The sequence below is a fragment of the Desulfococcus sp. genome (assembly GCF_041737845.1).
In the GTDB taxonomy this organism is placed as follows: domain Bacteria; phylum Desulfobacterota; class Desulfobacteria; order Desulfobacterales; family Desulfococcaceae; genus Desulfococcus.
Window position 1 is genome coordinate 1 of sequence record NZ_JBGSQX010000050.1, and the last position, 18,049, is coordinate 18,049.

Genomic DNA, 18,049 nt, shown 5'->3' on the forward strand with positions numbered 1-18,049 from the left:
CGTCCTCGCGGCCCCGGCCCCGGCCCCGGCCCCGCCGCGAAACCTCCTCCTGCGCGCCGAGGCAACTGAAGGCGCCCCGGTGGTGGGGGTGGCGCCTTCCCTCCATGACGCCGACCTGGTGGAAGAGGGGGAGGACGGGTGGACGCGGGTGAACTACCGGGGGGTGGTGGGGTGGGTGCACCTGGATCTGGGCTGAAGGCGCGGCCATACCAGCGTGGGAGAGCGCGGGGCAGTGCGGCATTTTAGATTGCTCATGCCTCTTCTCCCGGTATCTCCGCTCAAGCATGGGCATCAGACCTCAGATCATCCATCGAAAGGAGATATATCATGCGTTTTGCGGCAAAAAAACCGAAGGCATTTCAGCAGGACGGATCGGCCAAGCCCATCACGCATGGCCGGATGCATTCCGGACAAGATCGTGAAGCAGGCGACATCCTTCACCTGCAGCGTGCGGTTGGGAACCAGGCCGTCCAGCGATTGCTGGGGGCTGCCTCCGATCTGCGCGAAGCGGGGTCACACCCTCCTGCATCGCCCCATTTTTCGGATGATGCAAGCCGAATACCTGTCCCTGCGATCACAGGCAGGTACATCCAGCCCAAGCTGAAGGTGAGCGTGTCGGGAGACCCTTACGAGCGGGAGGCGGATCGTGTCGCCGATCAGATGGTGGGCGCCCCTGAAACAGCGGCCGGATCTGATGATCATCCGTCAGTGTTTCGCTCAACCACCGGGGGTGAAGGCGATGACATGCTCCTCCCCGCCGGGCGGACGCCCACCGCCGGCAGACCACTCCCGGCATCTTCCCATGCCGCAATTTCCGCGCTGACGGGCGGCGCGCCGCTGCCGGCGTCCGAGCTTGCGTACTTTGAACCCCGGTTCCGACGGTCCTTTGAAAGTATACGAATTCACCGGGGCGCGGACGCCGATGCCGCCGCGAGATCCATCAACGCCCGGGCGTTCACCCTGGGCGGCGACATCGGGTTTGCCCATGGGCAATACCGGCCGGGCACCCGGGACGGACGCCGCCTCCTTGCCCATGAATTGACGCATACGCTGCAGCAGGGGCATGGGCGGGTGGATTCCGGCACGGTGCAGGCGGACTTCTGGGATACGCTGGGACGGGGCTGGGAGATGTACTGGGGTGTTGATGATGAAGGCGCGCCCTTCGCCCGGCAATTGATGGAGCATTACCTCCTGGGGTTTGGGACGGATTTTGATGTCAGCTCCGGAAGCGACCTCGCCTGGAACCGGTTCATGCTCGAAAGGCCCGAGATCCAGCGCGCCATGCGCCCCGTGCTGGAGGCCATGGCGGCCCGGGTCGCCGGCGCCGGACCGACCGACCAGCCGTGGTTCCGCTGGGGCGCCGGCCCCACGGTGACCGAGACGGTCACGGGGGTCCGGCTGAATGAACTGGAATCCATGCGACTGACGCTGCACGGCTGTCATCGCATCGATGTAGAGGTGAACTATGATGTCAACGCGATCACGGGCGGCCACGAGGTGATCTTCCGGCGCATCTCCATGACATGGGTCGATGTGGCGGACATGCACCCGGGCACGACCACCGAGCTTGACAGCGGCGAGGAGGTCGATGATGCCGAACTGACCTCAGCCGGATCATCCTACAATATCTATATCGAGTTCGACCCGTCCCAATCCCCCGTCAATGAGCGCACCGTCTATCATGTAACGGGCGGCTCGGTGACGCAGGTATCCGGCTGGCCCCCGACTCCCGGCGCCGCGGCGCCCGGCCGGCGGGATTGAGCCTCTTTCCATGGGCGGCCCGCGTCGCATTTCACCGAATCTGCTGGTGATGGGGCTGATCGTCACCGCTGTCGTTGTGGCGGTCAGTCTGATCCGAAAGGAGAAACTATCGATGCCCTCCCGATCCGACGAAATCCCGGTCTCCTTTTTGGGGTCCGGAAGCAGCCCCTCCGGCCTGAAGGCCGTTACGGAGATCACGTATGAAGACCCTGAACGCAACGCGTGGCCCTATCTGTCTGTTTCGATATTCGGCCAGAATGGCGGCAGGCTCTACCAGTCGCCACGCTATGCCGCCTGGTTCGAAATCAAGCTCTGCTGGGATGATGCCGAAAGGTTGTGGATCGCGTCGACCGACATCGGTACGGACGTCATTGCCGCTGCGCCTGACGGCTGGCACAGGCATCGCTGGTTGCCCGAGCCGGGCATCCAGACAATGCTCGACGCTGAGACCGGGGAGCGGCTTCGCGTCGTGAACTGGATCCCGCCGCACGGCATCAGGGCAGGCGGCGCCCCCGGATGAGGGGGCCGGGCGCCATACCCCGCTGTGTCAAAAACGAATTCGCTTTTCTTCACTGTTCAGGAAGGAGGAAGCCATGCCTATTGCTCACGCCATGTGGATTCATGGCCATAGTATTCGCATCGAGTATCCGGATCGGATGGATGCCGACACCCGCAGGCTTGGGGGATACATCCGCCTGGTCGGGCGCGCGGGAACCAGCAATTGGTTTCACGCGGCGATTCCGACCGCGGTGATCGTCTTGGACAAGCGGCTGCGCATTGGCAGGGTGATGCTGCGGTTCCGCACCTCCGGTGCCACCGTCACGAGCGTCCATGTCTATGACGGCGGCAGCAGGATCGCGTCCCATGACGGGTTGAGTTTAAGCCCGAACGACTGGGCGTTTGAAGGATTCGACATCCCCGCCGAACCTGAGATACGATGGGGTCTGGGCCTTTCATTCAAGGGCGAATTCGGTTCGGGAACCCACCGGCGGATCGAAGTCTCTTCCGTCGGCGGGGATTTCACGCCTTAACGGGAAAGCGGAGGAAATCATGAGCTTACATCATGCACTCTGGGTTCACGGCCACAGCGCTGAAATCGAGTACCCGGACCGCGTCGCCTCGATCGTTCAAAAAGGATCCTCCGTCCGCGTCGATGGAAATCCGTCCACAACCAACTGGCTCCATATCGCGGTGCCCACGGCGGTCATCGTCGACGACGCCCGAATGCGGCCGGTGAACGTCCAATTCCGCTACAAGGCCGCCGGCGGCGGCAGCGTGGAAGCCGTGCATGTATATGACGGCGACAGAAAAATCGCGGATGAAAAGAGCCCGGCCGCTACGGTTGACCCCGACGGCTGGACACGCGTCAGGGTGGTGAATTTCGATGACATCCTCTGCGTCGAGTGGGGCATCGGGATCTCGATAAAGCTCCGGTTCGGAGCCACGGGCGGGCTGTTGGAATTCGAATCCGCCGGGGGAGACTTCGAACTCGCCAACCGGTTGGCCCCCCATCGCCTTCAGATCCTTACCCGGAAGGCGCCCATGGAATTTCCCTACCACAGCAGCCTGCCGATCGATCTTCCCAATGACGCCGTCGAGCGCATCCTGATCTCCCTGCACGGCACCGGGGGCAGTGCGGACGTCTATCTCTCCAACGGGCTGGCGGCCGCCCGGGCCGCGGCCGACACCGGCGTGGATCCTCACGCTCTGAGCAACACCCTGGTTATTGCGCCGCAGTTTCTCAGCACCAGTGAGTGTTGCAGAAGGCTTGCGCCCAATATCCTTCTCTGGAACAGCGGCCGGGCATCGAGCAAGTCGTCCACCGAGGGGGACATGGACGGCGACGGGGTTCCCGACACCGGCACCCTCAGCTCCTTCACCGTGATGGACACGCTGCTCGAGCGGATATGCCGGCGAAGCCTCTTTCCCAATCTGGCGATCGTCGTCATCGCCGGCCACTCCAACGGCGGCCGGTTCATGAGCGGTTATGCGGCGGCCAGTCGGTTCGAGCAGGAGGCGGCGGCACCCCGGGGGATCCACGTGCGCTATCTCGTGATGGGGTCCGGCTCGTATCTCTACATGGATGAAGGGCGCCTGGCGTTTGAGGACGACACCTACCTGAGCGCCGCGCACAACGACGGCTGGCGGGACACCATTCTAGACCTCACGGATTTCAGCACGGTCTGCAGTGAAGACCCGGCAGGCTTCAATGACTGGCCGTGGGGGCTCACGATGCCGACGATCAACGGAAACCCCAAGTATCCCTATCCGGCCCGGGTCGGCGCAGCGAAGATCCGGAGCCAGTTCGGCTCGCGCGACGTGCACTACATCATCGGCGAAGGGGACCTTCTCGCGAGCTTCACCAACTGCCCGGAGCGGGTCCAGGGGCAGGACACCCTCGCCAAGACGCTCCTCTACTATCGCCATTTGGAGCAGTTCTACGGGTCGGATCTGAAGCATCACCTCCATGTTTTGGCGAATGTCGGCCATAACGGGCTGAAGGAGATGACCTCTTCCCGGGGGCTTGCGGCGATATTTGGGCCGATTGCATAGAACAGGCGGGCGGCGACGGCTGCCCCTTGGCACGAAGATGCTGACAGGCCTGAATGAAAATGGTAAGAAGGGTGACGCAACCACAGGAGCGGGATCACCGATGAAAGGAGATATCACAACATGGCAGTCGAGGTGAGGTACCTTGTCATTCGAGAGGGGAAAGAGGTGGGGATGTACCTGACGAAAAAGGAAGCCGACGAGCATGACAAGATGCTCGATATCGCGCTGGCGCTGGCCGACTTCATTCAATCGGCCGAAAAGATCAAGATCGATGAAGACACCCTGGAGGAGCTGACCATCCATCTTTCCCGAAACCGCGAGGAGGTGATGCGCATCCTGAAGGGGCTTGGCGCGGGCGCGCAGCCCCCGGTCGAAAAACCGGAAAAACTCATCGATATCAAGGACAAGGGGAAAAAAGCCGCCGGCGCCGCATAGACTGCATCTTCATCAACCAGGACACAACCGACGGAGGATGGAACATGCCTGTTTTCATGATGTTTGGAAAGTACAACGCGGCGGCCATGGCGGGCATCAGCCCCCGGCGGACCGACAAAGCGGTGGAGATCGTCAAGAAAAACGGAGGAAAGGTCATCTCCATGTATGCCGTGATGGGCGAGCACGACCTGGTGTTCACGCTCGATTTCCCGGATCTGGAAAAAGCCCTGACCGCGTCCGTCGCCCTGAACCGGCTGACCGGCATCAGCTTTACGACATCGCCGGTGGTGGAGGTCGAAAAGTTCGACAGCCTCATCGCCAAGGCCGAGCACATTTAGGGCACCGCCCACCCGCTGCCGGCATTTGAGACATCGGTGTAAACCGTGACGCGGCCGACCGTGAAGACCTGTCGGCGGACCTCGGCGGGATGGGAAGGATCGTCGCCTGACGGCCCCCGCCGGGTGGCCGCGTGCGCTGAACTGGCCGAATTAGCTTAAAGAACGGAAGTTTGAGCTTATGAAAATACTCATCTGCGGAAAAGGCGGCTGCGGCAAAAGCACGGTGGCAGCGCTCCTGGCCGCCGCCATGCACAGGAGAGGCAAACGGGTTCTCCTGGTGGATGCGGACGAATCGAATATCGGCCTGTACCGAATGCTGGGGCTGGAGCTCCCCGAGCCGCTCCTGGACAGCCTGGGCGGAAAAAAGGGATTCCAGGAGCGGACAAAGGCGTCGGGGATGCCGCTCGGCGGCGCGCCGCAGCTCTTCCCTGAGGGCCTCTGCCTCGACGGGCTGCTGGATGGCGTCATCGCCTCGCGGGAGGGGATCCGGGTGATGTCGGTGGGCAAGATTCACCATTACGGAGAAGGCTGCGCCTGCCCCATGGGAAAGCTCTTCCGCATGCTGTTTTCATCCCTCCGCCTGGACCCGCAGGACCGGGTGATTGTGGACACCGCCGCCGGCGTGGAGCATTTCGGGCGCAGCCTCGACGGGCAGTGCGATCAGGTGCTCTGCGTGGTGGACCCGTCCTATGAATCCATCATGATGGCGAAGCGGGTCATTGCCTTTGCCGGGGAGGCCCGTCTGCCGGCCGCCGCCGTTCTCAACCGGGTGACCCCCGAGGTCGACCGCGAACTCAGCGCGGCCCTGGGCGGCATCCCCGTCGTCGGGCGCCTGCCGGACAGCCGGTCGATTTTCATGAACAATCTCCAGGGCCGCCCCCTGGACCTGGAAATGCCGGAGATGGAAGCCCTCTGCGACGCGCTTGAAACGGCCCGGGGAGGATGCGCCGCAAATTGACGGCAGCGGCGCTTCCAGTTCACGGGGCCGCCGCCGGGCCGATGGCGGGGTGCCGGGTTTTGGCCTTTACCTTTTCGGGGTGATTCCGCCCACCAGGGGCTCATACAGGACGTAGGCCGTGGTTTCGCCCAGCAGGTCGTCAATCTGCTTCTGGATCTGCACGCGCGTCTCGCTGGTCCGCCAGCGGTTCCAGTCCTCAACGCTGTGCCATGTGCTGAGGACAAGATACTCGCCGGGGGCGTCGATGCAGCGGAAGGTCTTCCCGGTGATGTATCCGGGCTGAATGGTCGCAAGCGACCTGAGCTTGACGATCAGTGGGGCGAGCTGGGCGGCTTTTTCCATGTGGGTGAAGGTTCGACGAATCATTACGGTAACGGCCATGGTTGCCTCCTTTGGGTTGAGGGTGACGGATCTCCGCCGAGTTTACAAGGTCTGTTGAAGCGACATGTTCGCCGACGAACCTTGATTCGAATTCATCCAATCAAATAAAGGGGAGTTCGTTGCCTCAGAATAAAGTGTTTCCGGTGCAATATCTATTTTATCCCCCCAATTTCCTCATTGATTTTGAAATTTTTGAAAAAATCCATATCCTTGAATTTTTTAAAGACACCGCCTTCACGCAAATATTTTGAGAAGTCGACAATTCCAGAGGCGCCGTCCTCAAATGCCCTTTCCGGTCAAGTTGGTCGACAGGTTCGGCCACGATCCTATGCCTCTTGCCCCGCTTTCAGACAGCAGCCGCCTGATAGATGACAGGTCGATACTTTGGGGGCGGGACAGGCTTGCTCTCGGCGCGCGCAGCCTCTAACCAGAGCGATTTCGCAATCTGTACCTCTCTTAGTGCTTCTTCCGGAGTCTCGCCAAAGGCAGAGCATGCCTCCAGGTCCGGGATGTCGGCAATGTAGCCCCCGTCTTCTTCAGAATAGAAGATGTTTATATGGTAATCTCCCATCACTCGTCCTCCAGTTTCAGGCTGTAACGTTCCACCAGCTTCAAGAACTGGCGTATCTGGTAAACCTTCGCTTGACCTCCCACTTCTTGGAGGTTCAGAAGTTCCGGAATCTCCGAATGCACGAAAATGTGGTGGCTCCCCTCTGTCCGTGACAGCCGGAATCCGAAACCTTCCACGACTCCCACCATATCAGAAAACCGGATGTTCTTCGATCCGGCAAGTATCCTTTGGAGTATCGTACATTCCGCACCCCAAAGGTGCAATTACTGGTTAATTTATTTCGTAACGAAAACAAGCCCATGATGGCTTTAATATATTGATATCATTGTAAATAAAAAAATCTAGACATTTCAACTAGTTGCTGATATCCTTCCCTCACGTGCTAACTCAAGATAGCTGGTGAGGGGAAAATGAAAAACATCAACACCGATCAAATGACATTCACGGAGGCCAGACATTTGCCTATTGTAAAGCAATATGCCAAGCGCCTCCATCTGGTAGAAACCATTAACCGGATCGTTGATTCCAAGATGGATCTTTCGCCGGGGATGGCCGTTTTGGCGATGGTACTCGATACCTTGTCAGGGCGCACACCGCTATACAGGTTGACCGAGTTCTTTGAGGAAAAGGACACCGAACTGCTGCTGGGAACCGCTGTCGCCCCTGAACTGTTTTGCGATACCAATCTTGGCCGAACCATGGACAAGATCTACGAAGTGGGTACGATGAAGATTTTTTCCCAGGTAGCCCAAAACGCCATTGTCGTGTTCAGTGTGAATCCCCGTCGCCTGAATTTCGATACGACCTCAATCAGCGTCTATGGCGATTACAATCTGGAGAATCCACCGTTTCAGATCACCTACGGTCACAGCAAGGACAAGCGGCCCGATCTGAAACAGTTCCTCATCTCCATGCTTTGTGTTGACCGCAATATTCCGATCCTCGGTGCGACCCATGACGGCAACGCTTCTGACAAAACGCTCAATAACGAACTGCTGACCAACATATCAAAGCATATGTCACAGCATGGCCTTTCCCCGGGAGCCTACGTTTATGTTGCGGATTCGGCGTTTGTCACGCCCAAAAACTTGGAGAAAGCCGAAAAGACCGAGACCTGGTTTTTGTCGCGGCTGCCGGCCACCTATGACGAATGTGCCCGGGTGATCACGCAAGCGGTTAAAGCCGACAGATGGTTCGACATCGGCCCCCTGGCGGATGAACCCGATCGCCCCAAACGGCCAACAGCGTACTACAAAGCCTTTGAGAGTACCGTCGACTTGTATGGAAAAACATACCGGGCCATCGTCGTTCATTCGAGCGCCCATGACAAAAGGCGCCACAAGAGAATCGATCGCCTCCTCAAAGAGGATCGAAAACAGCTCGAACAGCTTTGCAAAGAGGCTGGATTGTCTGCGTTCTTCTGCCATGCCGATGCCGAAGCAGCTCTTGAAAAGCTCATGCGATCTGCAGACAAGAGCTATCATCAGATTGCAGCTCAGATCGAAAAAGTACCGAAGTATGGCCGAGGCAGACCTGCTAAAGGCAAACCCAGAACGCCTTTGCACTATGAGTATATGCTGGTCACCAAGATTCTCGAAGCACCTGAAAAGGTCGCACCCTTAAGGGACCAGGCCGGATGTTTCGTACTGCTTTCAAATCTTGTCGAGCAGCATGAGGAGTGGCCGGCTGACGAGTTGTTGAAACTGTACAAGAGTCAAATCGGCATCGAAAAGAACTTCAGCTTTCTCAAGGATCCGGTGATCGTCAACAGCATCTTCCTCAAGAAAGCGGAAAGAATCGAAGTCCTTGGCCTTGTCCTCTTGATCTCTCTTCTGATCTGGCGATTGATGGAACGCTCTATGCGCCTTTATGTTGAAGGAAACGACTGCACATTGACCGGGTGGGAGCGTCGGCCGACAAAGAAACCGACCGCTTTCATGATGACCACAAAATTTGCTGGAATGATGGTCATTACCATGGGGCGGCATCGTCAGCTGGCCAGGCCGATAAAAGATTACCAACGGGAGTACCTGGTCGCTTTGGGGGTTACTGCAGAGGTATTCACAGAGCCTTAGACCGAAACAACTTTTCAAAGAGCAATGGATAAAAAATTAGTCAATTATGCGTTAGTTGGGGTGAGGAATGTACGGAGTATCTTTCGTTTGGCCGTCATTTTGTTCGTCTCCCACTGGCTGAATGCCCGAGCTGACGGGAACCCGGAAACTCGGGTGTTCCCGGGCGCGGAGCGCCGCGGGAGCGTCCCTCTGGAGCGCTTTGATATGCATTCCCTATTTTTTTATTCTTTCCTTCCAGTAACCATGCTTGCGGCTCAAATGCATAACAGCCTGTATTATAAAATAATTATTGCTTTCAACTGTATAATAAATTCCGAACGGAAAACGCTTTACAAGACACCTTCGAACTCCAACCTCTATGGGCTGCCAGGCTTGAGGGTATAGCAGAATTTGATTGATGGAATTTTCAACCTCCACAACGAATGCGTTTGCCATTGAAGGAGAAATTTCGTGGTAATAATGTGTTGCTTCGATATATTCTTGAAGAGCCTCGGGATGAAATGAAAAATTCATCATTGTTCAAAAATTGCTCGGACTTTAGCTAAACCCTCTTCGCCATGTATAGTTTGAACTTTTCCCGACCGGATTTCATCTCTTCGTCGAATTACCTCAGCAAGGTGAATTTTGGTAATCTGTGGATCGATTTTTTCTTCGATACTCGCCACAAGCTTTTCGGCCAAAATTACTTTTGATTCATCCGGTAGAATCTGGACTTCTGCCAGAATTTGTTCTATCGACATGGGCATTGAAGTACCTCCTTTTTTCAACCAATATAACCAATTTAACACCAATGGTATAGCAGGATGATTGACAGGCCGGTGTATTTTTTTCACGCATATCGTGTTGCTCACAGGGCGCGGCTTTTTGCGCTCCTGTGCAGTAATTTGTTCGACATATCACCTTCGTGAAACTGATCGTTTTTCCACTCGCTCATCCGTTGTTTTCGTTAACATTGCACGCATAACGTGGAGGTGACCGGCGCTGCGCGGCTTAATCGCGCAGCGTCCAGTGACCGAAGGGAACGGGGTCGACCACCGGGTTAGAGCCCATTGCCAAGATGCTCCGCGATAAGCCTCCAGTTGTTGAGGTACTTCTCGTGCTCGGGAATATTTGAAATTGTGACCTTTCCCCGTTTGTCATTCCCGTTCTGCGCTGTGCGGACAACTTCCACAGGAAACACATAGAAAACTGGTTCGCGTACTCCACTGTCTCCAGCCTTCGGCGCTTTGCCGAAGCGAAACCCTCGATTCAGCGCAACGTGCACGACGAACTCACATTCAAAGTTTTTGATTGGGAAGCTCTTGTCGTAGTTGGTGGCCCAGCAACTCTTGACTGAATGCGTGCAGTCTTCGAATTGTCCGGGTTGGCGGTTTGTAAGCCGAATGCCTTCGCACCTCGAACCGTGGCCTGACGCAGCAAGCCACGGGTTTTCCGGTAGATGCAGGCGGGCTACATGACCTTCAGCAGCTCCACCTCGAAGATCAGGGTTTCATAGGGGCCGATGGCGCTGCCGGCGCCGTTGGGGCCGTAGGCCAGGTCGAAGGGGATGAACAGCTCGTATCTGGCGCCTTCCTTCATCAACTGGAGGGCCTCCTGCCATCCCTGGATGACGCCGTTCACCCGGAAGCTCGCCGGTTTTCCGCGCTTGACGGAGCTGTCGAAGACCGCACCGTCAACGGTTTTGCCTTCGTAGTGGGTTTCGACCGTATCGGTTGCCTTGGGCATTTTCCCGTCGCCGTCAGCGATCACACGATACTGGAGCCCGCTGGCGGTTTCGACAACCCCTTCTTTTTTCCGGTTTTCCGCAAGAAAGGCCTTGCCTTTTTCAAGATTGGCTTCGGCTTTGCCGGAATTTGCCGCCTGATGACTTTCCTGGACGGCGTTTTTGAACCCCTCCATGACCTGCTGCATTTCCCCCATGCGCATTTTGCTGGGTTCACCGGCAAACGCGGCCCTGAAGGAGTCGACAAAGGTCTCGACATTGATATCGAAGGCCTGCCGCTTGAAATCGCCGCCGATGCTCTGGCCCAGGATGTAGCTCACTTTTTCCATATCCACTTTCATGTTGTCTCCCTTTCAGCGCTCCTAAATGCAATTTGTCTCTTTTGACTGGTTTCAAACCCCTCACAACGCTTCAGGGAGTCAGTCCGGACACCCGGAGGATCAGGCCCGCCGACAAAAACGCCCCACGGGGGTCATCCCCGCAGGGCGCCGTACCCTTCCCACGATTCAAATGAGCGGCTCTTTTTGATTCCGTATTATCGATGATTCATCTTGTCTTATCAAGAAATTTCGCCGCCGGACGCGTCATCTGCCGGCTCGCGGCCCCGGCTTCCCGCATCAATCGTCGTTCCCGCCCAGCCACCGGTACACGCTGCCGCCCAGAACGGCCCCGATGATCGGCGCGATCCAGAAGAGCCAGAGCTGCTGGACGGCCCAGCCGCCCACGAACAGGGCCACGCCCGTGCTCCGGGCGGGGTTGACGGAGGTGTTGGTGACCGGAATGCTGATGAGGTGGATGAGGGTCAGGGCCAGGCCGATGGCCACCGGCGCCAGCCCCTGGGGCGCCCGCTTGTCGGTGGCGCCGTGGATGATCACGAGGAACATGAAGGTCATGACCACCTCGGTGACGAATGCCGCCGCAAGGGAGTATCCGCCCGGGGAGTGCTCACCGTAGCCGTTCGACGCAAAGCCGGCCGAGACGTCGAAGCCCGCCTTCCCGCTCGCGATAAAATAGAGCACCGCGCCCGCCGTAATCCCCCCGAGCACCTGGACGATGATGTAGGGCAGAAGATCCTTGGCGTCAAAACGCCCCCCGGCCCAGAGGCCGATGGAGACCGCCGGGTTGAGATGGCAGCCGGAGATGTGGCCGATGGCGAAGGCCATGGTCAGGACGGTCAGACCGAAGGCCAGGGAAACCCCGTGAAGGCCGATGCCCACCTCCGGAAAGGCCGCGGCCAGCACGGCGCTGCCGCAGCCGCCCAGCACCAGCCAGAAGGTCCCGATAAACTCCGCAGCAAGTTGTTTGGTTTTCATGCGATTCTCCTTTTCTTCATCCATGTGGTATGTTGAGCGGATCGCCCCCGTCCCCCCGGGGGAACGGAAGGGCGACCCGCAGTAGCCGCTTTCTGGCGGGCACAGCCGTTCCATCGCACGGGCGGAACTGGTGTCTTGCGCTCCGGCCTGCAATAAATCATTCGGAGGACAATTCGATTCAGCCGCCGGCAGTACCTCTGAGGAATAGATCTCAAACCTGCTTTTCAGTACAATATGGCAGTCCGGGTCGTGACGCAAGAGACCTGCGCAGGGATATCCCTCATGATTCTACCGCTTACTAGAATTCTCATGCTTTTTCAACATCATAAACCGGCGGGCAGGATCGCCGCGACATGGGGATTCCGCCGGACGGCGTCTCACAAAGGGCTTGCCGTCCCGAAAAGCATTTGGTAGGGAACAGTATCCCATGGAATTTCAGTCCGCTTATCCCGGCGGACATGCCTCAACCGCGTTCGACCGGCCAGGAAGAGCCGCCATGATGACCGACAGCCATAAAAGCATCCTCCTTTCCGTTTCCGTATTGATCACGGCGATTCTCATTTCCATGGGGACCACCTTCTACATCCTTTACCGTATCCACATGGAGGAGGAAAAGGTCAGGCTGACCCTTATCGCCCAGAGCCAGGCGAGGCTGCTGGAGGCCGTGGCGCGGTTTGATGCGGCGCACAGCCAAGCCTTTCCCGGGGGACCGTTTGAAGCCACCCTGTCCCAGTTCAAGGCCGCCCACAGGATCTATAAAGAATTCGGAAAAACCGGCGAATTCGTTCTGGGGCGGCGCGCGGACGACCGCATAATGATTCTTCTCTCCAGCAGACAAGGCGATATGGACCTGCCCGATGCCGTTCCTTTCGACTCCCCCCGGGCCGAGCCGATACGAAGGGCCCTGAACGGCGAAAAAGGATGCATGGTAGGACCGGATTATCGGGGCGTCACCGTCCTTGCCGCTTATGAATGGATCGCGGAAATGCACCTGGGCCTGGTCGCAAAAATCGATATGCGGGAGGTCCGGCGGCCTTTTTTGACCGCCGGCCTGGCGGCCGGCCTTCTTGCCATCGTCATCGCCGCCGTGGGGGCACTGCTGCTGCTCAAGGCCAACCCGTTTTTCAGACGGCTGGTCGAAAGCGAGGAGCGATATCGGTTTCTGGTCCAAAACCAGAATGATTTCGTCGTGAAGTTCGACCCGGACGGACGCCTGCTGTTTGCCGGCCCCAACTATTTAAAAACCTTCAGTTTAGAGCCGGATGATCTTGGTACGGCGACCTTTTTGGCCACGATCCATAAGGAAGACAGGGAGCGCTTTATCCGGTCGCTGGACGCCCTGACCCGTCCCCCTTTCGAAACAGCCCATGAAGGGAGGGCCATGACCGCTTACGGGTGGCGATGGTTCGAATGGTCGGCAAAAAGCGTTCTGGACGATCATGGGAGCGTTCGCGAGATCATATCGGTCGGCCGTGACATCACCCCGCGCAAGGAAGCGGAAAAGCAGTTGCTCATTACCCAGTTTGCCGTCGACAAAAGCAAGAGCACATTTTTCTGGATGAATCCCGAATGCCGGATCGTGTACGCCAACGAGCATGCCTGCGGGAGCCTGGGATATACCCGGGACGAGCTGGTGGGGAGGTATGTCTGGGACATCGATCCCGATTTCAGTCCCGCGCATTGGGCGGAGTTCTGGCCGAGGCTCAAGCAGGAGAAATCCATCACTTTAGAAACACGGCACAGACGCAAGGACGGAACGGTTTTTTTCGTCGAAGTCACGGCCAATTACATCGTGTACGACGGTCAGGAGCACGATTTCGCCTATGCCAGGGATATCTCCGTACGCAAAGAGGTGGAGCAAGAGCTGAAACAACACCGGGAACACCTCGAGGAGCTTGTCTCCGAGCGGACCGCCCTGGCCGAGACGCGCGCCTTGCAGCTTCAGCAGCTCGCAGTGGAGCTGTCGAAGGCGGAGGATCTGGAGCGCCGACGGCTGGCGACCGTCCTGCACGACGATATCCAGCAGCTTCTGGCGCTGCTCAAAATGAAAGTCAGGATTCTCCTCCCCCCCGATGCCGATTGCCGGACGGGCGATCAAACCAACGGCGGGTTCACCGACATGCGCCGGCCCATCGAACATTTGATCGACAAAATCCTGGATAAATCCCGCAATCTGTCACATCATCTGAGCCCACCCATCCTTTACCAGAGTGGACTGACGGCCGCGCTGGCGTGGCTCGCCCAGGACATGGAGAACCGGCACGGCCTCCGGGTCGCGGTGGAGACCTTGCCCGGCGCCGACCCGGATTCGCCGGTGATCGCCTCCATCCTGTTCCGCTCGGCCCGGGAACTCCTCTTCAACGTCGTCAAGCACTCGGGAACGACTGCCGCCCGCATCACGGCAGGCTCGGAAGACGATCATCATCTGCTTCGGGTGGCGGACTCCGGAAAAGGGTTCCACCCGGACCTGGTGCGGCAGAAATGGCGGCAGAATGCCGGTTTCGGCCTCTTCAGCATCGAGGACAGGATCAGCATGCTGGGAGGTCGCATGGAGATCGAGAGCGCGCCCGAACTGGGATGTATCGTAGCCCTGATCGTCCCGAAGTCTGCCGCGGCGAAGGCCGGGGAAGGGCCGATCGACCTTCTTGCCGCCCCCGGCCCAGAACCCCCTGAATTTCCATTTCAATCATCGCTCCCCGTGCCGGATGAGCAGGACCGGATCCGCATCATGATCGTCGACGAGCATGAACTCCTGTGCGAAACCCTGACGAATCTCCTGGAGGGGGAGCCGGATTTTGACATCGTGGGCCAGGCCCACAACGGCAGGGAGGCGGTGCGCCTCGCCGCGGAGTGGAAGCCGTACGTGATCCTCATGGATGTCTCCATGCCGGAGGTCAGCGGCATCGAAGCGACCGACATCATCCACAAGACAGCGCCCGACATCCGGATCATCGGCCTCAGCATGCACCAGAATGCTGCCATGCGACAGAAGATGCTGGACGCCGGAGCCTGCGCCTACCTCACCAAGGGCGGGTCGTCCGAGGAACTGATCGAAACCGTCCGCCGGGTCGTATCCGAGGCCGGATCCGCCCCCTGAAGACTGTTCTCCCGCCGTCTTCCATGGTCTGTCGCCGGTTCGCGCCCCCACCGCAAAAGCCCCCCATCCTTGGGTGCCGGCACCCACGAAAAACACATCGCACAGGCGCTGGTTGACCATCCGAACCAGGTGGAGGTCTTTGAACTCGGCGCCCGGCTCCCATGGGGTGTCGTATTTTGTTAAACGGACAGCGCGGCGGAGACGATTTCAACCGGATGGCGGATGGGCGTTTCACTCATCTCCTCCATCTGCATCCGACAGGTTGGGCAGTCCGTCACGCCGAAGGCGGCGCCCGACCGGTCGAGGCGGGCGATCATCCCGGCGCCGATTCGGCGGCTCAGGCCGTCGTTTGCGGCACACATGCCCCAGGTGCCGGCCATGCCGCAGCAGTGGCTGTCGAGGTCGAGCGTATCCAGGCCCGGGACCCTCGAGAGCAGGGTGAGGGAGCTTTCGGGCGACGGCTGGACCTTCAGGTGGCAGGGGGCGTGGTAGGCCGCCCTGCCCGGTAATGGCGAGAGGCGGAGCCGGCCGCCGCAGCGGTTGATCAGCCGGCTGATGTGAATCGTTTTTTCCCGGATGGCGCGGATGTCAGGCGTATCGATGAGGTCCACCCATTCCCGCATCAGGGAAAGACCGCAGGACGAGCACGTGACCCCCACGTAATCCGCGGAAGCGGCCAGGCGGCCCCATCGCCCGAGGTTGTCCCGGATCTTTTTCGACGCCGCGGCGGTCATGCCCTTGGCCAGCATGGGCAGGCCGCAGCAGTGCTGCCGCGGAACCTGGACCCTCATTCCCATGGCGGTGAGCACCCGGACGGCCGCCTCGCCGATTTCGGGACGGATGTAAGAGGCGTAGCACCCCGCGAAATAAAGCACCCGGATCGGACCGCCCCCGGATTCACCCGGGACCCGGTCATACAGGGACCGGGCCGGAAAATCCGGAACGGCCCGGCGGGCGGAGATGCCGGCAAACCGTTCGGCCGCCTTCCGGGCGACGCCGGTTTTCGCGAGATCTTTCAGCGCCCGGGGGAGGTGCTGCGCGGCGCGCCCCGCGAACTCGACGGCCGTAAGGATTCGGTTTTCCAGGGTCGCGCCGAACCTTTCGACGTACTGGGCCCGGGCCTCGACGGCCAGCTTGGGGATGTTGACCCCCGACGGGCATTCATGGGCGCAGCTCCCGCAGTGGACGCATCGCTCCATCACCCGCTGAAACGCCCGTTCATAGAGCGCCCGGTCCGGGAGCGCGCCGCTGATGAGCCCCCTCAGGAGGTTGGCCTTGGCCCTGGGGGACGCTTCTTCGTCCCGGGTGAACTTGTAGACGGGACACATGCGGGCGGCCGTCGTCGTCGTGGTGCATTTGGCGCAGCCGTGGCATTTTTCGGCCTCCCGAACGAACCCCTCGGGCCAAAGAAGAGCCTTGCGGCGCACATCCGATGCCGTGTAGCTCGCGCCGTAGCGGAGGAGCTGCGTCATCTGTTCCGGGTCGTGATGGGTCTTGATCTCCGGGTTGAAGATCCCCGCCGGGTCCAGGAGGCGCTTGACCTCGGTGAACAGCCCCCAGATCTCCGGGTAGCACTGCCGGATGTAAGCGCTCCGGAGCCGGCCGTCCCCGTGTTCGCCCGAGACCGACCCGCCCAGGGTATGGACCAGCGCAAAGACGTCGTCCGCCAGGGGTTTCAGCAGGGCCACGTCCCCGGCGTCCCTGAGGTCCAAGAGGGGCCGGGTATGGAGGAGCCCCTTGGCGATATGGCCGTAGGTCACGAACCGGACCCCGTGGCGGTTCAGGATCTCGTAGATGCCCGCGAAATAGTCCACCAGGCGGTCCGTGGGCACGGCCGCGTCCTCGATGAGGGCCAGGATTTTCTTCTCGCCCTTGAGCCTGTACAGGATCGGCACGGCGGCCTTGCGGACGGCCCAGAACCGGGCCTTCTCCCCGGTGGACACGGCGAGGTGGGCGTCCCGGGCCAGGCCCGCCGATTCGATAAGGCTCTTTGCGGCTTCCGCCGATCGGGCGCACGCGGCGGCGTCTCCGTCGAACTCGATCAGGAGCACATTGTCCACGCCGGCGGGAATCCTGTCCCGGAGGCGGGGATCGCTTTCCCGGGCAAGGTCGAGGAGGGATTTGTCCATCCCCTCGATGCCCGAAGGCCCCATGGGCAGGATGTGCTGGACCGCCGTTGCGGCGTTCACGATGTCGTCGAAGAACGCCACGACCAGGCTGTCGTGGGCCGGTTTCTCCCGGAGCCGGAAGGTGAGGCGGACGGCGATGCCCAGGGTGCCCTCGGCCCCCGCGAAGAGCCCGGCCAAACGAAGCCTGCCGGCGGAGACCAGGCCCCGCAGGTTGTATCCGGCCACATTGCACCGGACGGAGGGATAGCTTCCCTCGATGGCCGCCGTGTTTTCCGTGTAGAGCCGGTGAAGGGCCTGGAGATGCGGGGGCAGCGCCCCGACATCCCGGCCTTCGATATCCGAAAGGATGATCGTGCGGCCGTCGCCCGTCACCACCGCCGCGTCCAGCAGGTAGTCTGCGACGTTCCCGTACTTGACGCTGTGGGCCCCGCTGGCATTGGTGGCGACCATGCCGCCCAGGGTCGCATATTCGCCGCTGGAGGGGTCCGGGGGGAAAAAGAGCCCCGTGCCGGCCAGGGCCGCCTCCAGTTCCCCCAGGCGATAGCCGGGTTCGCATTCCACGGTCCCGGCATCCAGGTCGATCCGGATGAGCCGGTTCATATACCGGGTGAAATCCACCACGATCCCGCCGCCCAGGGCCCCCCCGCAGAGCCCGCTCCCGGCCCCCCGGGGGTGGACCGAAAGGCCGCGCTCCCGCGCGAACGCCACGGTCGCG

The 18,049-nt window shown here is 59.8% G+C and carries 18 protein-coding genes; 10 read left to right on the forward strand and 8 right to left on the reverse strand.

The window, feature by feature from the left end; all coding sequences use genetic code 11:
• The 8 genes from ACEW8N_RS05900 to ACEW8N_RS05935 all read left to right on the forward strand — a co-directional run.
• Positions 1 to 196: SH3 domain-containing protein (locus ACEW8N_RS05900; RefSeq protein WP_373498881.1), on the forward strand; the 196-nt coding region annotated here is incomplete at its 5' end.
• A gap of 131 nt (positions 197 to 327) precedes the next feature.
• Complete coding sequence (locus ACEW8N_RS05905) at positions 328 to 1,761, forward strand: DUF4157 domain-containing protein (protein ID WP_373498882.1); 1,434 nt, start codon at positions 328 to 330, stop codon at positions 1,759 to 1,761.
• A 10-nt stretch (positions 1,762 to 1,771) separates the two neighbouring features.
• Positions 1,772 to 2,281 (forward strand): hypothetical protein, encoded by a 510-nt coding sequence (locus ACEW8N_RS05910; protein ID WP_373498883.1) that lies wholly within the window; start codon positions 1,772 to 1,774, stop codon positions 2,279 to 2,281.
• 73 nt (positions 2,282 to 2,354) lie between these two features.
• Positions 2,355 to 2,792, forward strand: coding sequence for a DUF6623 family protein (locus ACEW8N_RS05915; RefSeq protein ID WP_373498884.1), 438 nt, complete (start codon positions 2,355 to 2,357; stop codon positions 2,790 to 2,792).
• Between the two features lie 19 nt (positions 2,793 to 2,811).
• Entirely contained in the window at positions 2,812 to 4,314 is a 1,503-nt protein-coding gene (locus ACEW8N_RS05920) for a DUF6623 family protein (RefSeq protein WP_373498885.1), read from the forward strand.
• Between the two features lie 120 nt (positions 4,315 to 4,434).
• On the forward strand, positions 4,435 to 4,749 hold the full coding sequence (locus tag ACEW8N_RS05925; protein WP_373498886.1) for a YebG family protein: 315 nt from the start codon (positions 4,435 to 4,437) through the stop codon (positions 4,747 to 4,749).
• 44 nt (positions 4,750 to 4,793) lie between these two features.
• Entirely contained in the window at positions 4,794 to 5,087 is a 294-nt protein-coding gene (locus tag ACEW8N_RS05930) for a GYD domain-containing protein (protein WP_373498887.1), read from the forward strand.
• 178 nt (positions 5,088 to 5,265) lie between these two features.
• Entirely contained in the window at positions 5,266 to 6,045 is a 780-nt protein-coding gene (locus ACEW8N_RS05935; RefSeq protein WP_373498888.1) for a P-loop NTPase, read from the forward strand.
• Between the two features lie 66 nt (positions 6,046 to 6,111).
• Here the strand turns inward: ACEW8N_RS05935 and ACEW8N_RS05940 are convergent, their stop codons facing one another.
• From ACEW8N_RS05940 to ACEW8N_RS05950, 3 genes are all read right to left on the reverse strand, one after another.
• Positions 6,112 to 6,426: an antibiotic biosynthesis monooxygenase gene (locus tag ACEW8N_RS05940; RefSeq protein ID WP_373498889.1), complete on the reverse strand. Its 315-nt coding sequence runs from the start codon at positions 6,424 to 6,426 to the stop codon at positions 6,112 to 6,114.
• Positions 6,427 to 6,772: 346 nt separating this feature from the next.
• Positions 6,773 to 6,997, reverse strand: a complete 225-nt coding sequence (locus ACEW8N_RS05945; protein WP_373498890.1) for a type II toxin-antitoxin system HicB family antitoxin — start codon at positions 6,995 to 6,997, stop codon at positions 6,773 to 6,775.
• A complete protein-coding gene (locus tag ACEW8N_RS05950; protein WP_373498891.1) occupies positions 6,997 to 7,185 on the reverse strand; it encodes a type II toxin-antitoxin system HicA family toxin in 189 nt (62 codons plus the stop codon). Before ACEW8N_RS05950 ends, ACEW8N_RS05945 begins: the two co-directional genes overlap by 1 nt.
• A gap of 222 nt (positions 7,186 to 7,407) precedes the next feature.
• Here ACEW8N_RS05950 and ACEW8N_RS05955 point away from each other — a divergent pair, with 222 nt between their 5' ends.
• Positions 7,408 to 9,072, forward strand: a complete 1,665-nt coding sequence (locus ACEW8N_RS05955) for an IS1634 family transposase (RefSeq protein WP_373498892.1) — start codon at positions 7,408 to 7,410, stop codon at positions 9,070 to 9,072.
• Between the two features lie 213 nt (positions 9,073 to 9,285).
• On the opposite strand, the gene ACEW8N_RS05960 is transcribed toward ACEW8N_RS05955, so the two are convergent.
• The 4 genes from ACEW8N_RS05960 to aqpZ all read right to left on the reverse strand — a co-directional run bounded on the left by ACEW8N_RS05960 (position 9,286) and on the right by aqpZ (position 12,108).
• A complete protein-coding gene (locus ACEW8N_RS05960) occupies positions 9,286 to 9,588 on the reverse strand; it encodes a type II toxin-antitoxin system RelE/ParE family toxin (protein WP_373498893.1) in 303 nt (100 codons plus the stop codon).
• Entirely contained in the window at positions 9,585 to 9,812 is a 228-nt protein-coding gene (locus ACEW8N_RS05965; protein WP_373498894.1) for an addiction module protein, read from the reverse strand. The genes ACEW8N_RS05960 and ACEW8N_RS05965 overlap by 4 nt, the downstream gene beginning before the upstream one ends.
• Before the next feature lie 709 nt (positions 9,813 to 10,521).
• Positions 10,522 to 11,136, reverse strand: coding sequence for an FKBP-type peptidyl-prolyl cis-trans isomerase (locus ACEW8N_RS05970; RefSeq protein ID WP_373498895.1), 615 nt, complete (start codon positions 11,134 to 11,136; stop codon positions 10,522 to 10,524).
• 276 nt (positions 11,137 to 11,412) lie between these two features.
• Positions 11,413 to 12,108 (reverse strand): aquaporin Z, encoded by a 696-nt coding sequence (gene aqpZ / locus ACEW8N_RS05975; protein WP_373498896.1) that lies wholly within the window; start codon positions 12,106 to 12,108, stop codon positions 11,413 to 11,415.
• Positions 12,109 to 12,604: 496 nt separating this feature from the next.
• Between aqpZ and ACEW8N_RS05980 the strand changes: the two genes are divergently transcribed.
• The gene (locus ACEW8N_RS05980; protein ID WP_373498897.1) at positions 12,605 to 15,205 is read left to right on the forward strand and encodes a PAS domain S-box protein; all 2,601 of its coding nucleotides are present in this window, start codon (positions 12,605 to 12,607) and stop codon (positions 15,203 to 15,205) included.
• A gap of 179 nt (positions 15,206 to 15,384) precedes the next feature.
• Here ACEW8N_RS05980 and ACEW8N_RS05985 read toward each other — a convergent pair.
• Positions 15,385 to 18,049: anaerobic glycerol-3-phosphate dehydrogenase subunit C (locus ACEW8N_RS05985; protein WP_373498898.1), on the reverse strand; the 2,665-nt coding region annotated here is incomplete at its 5' end.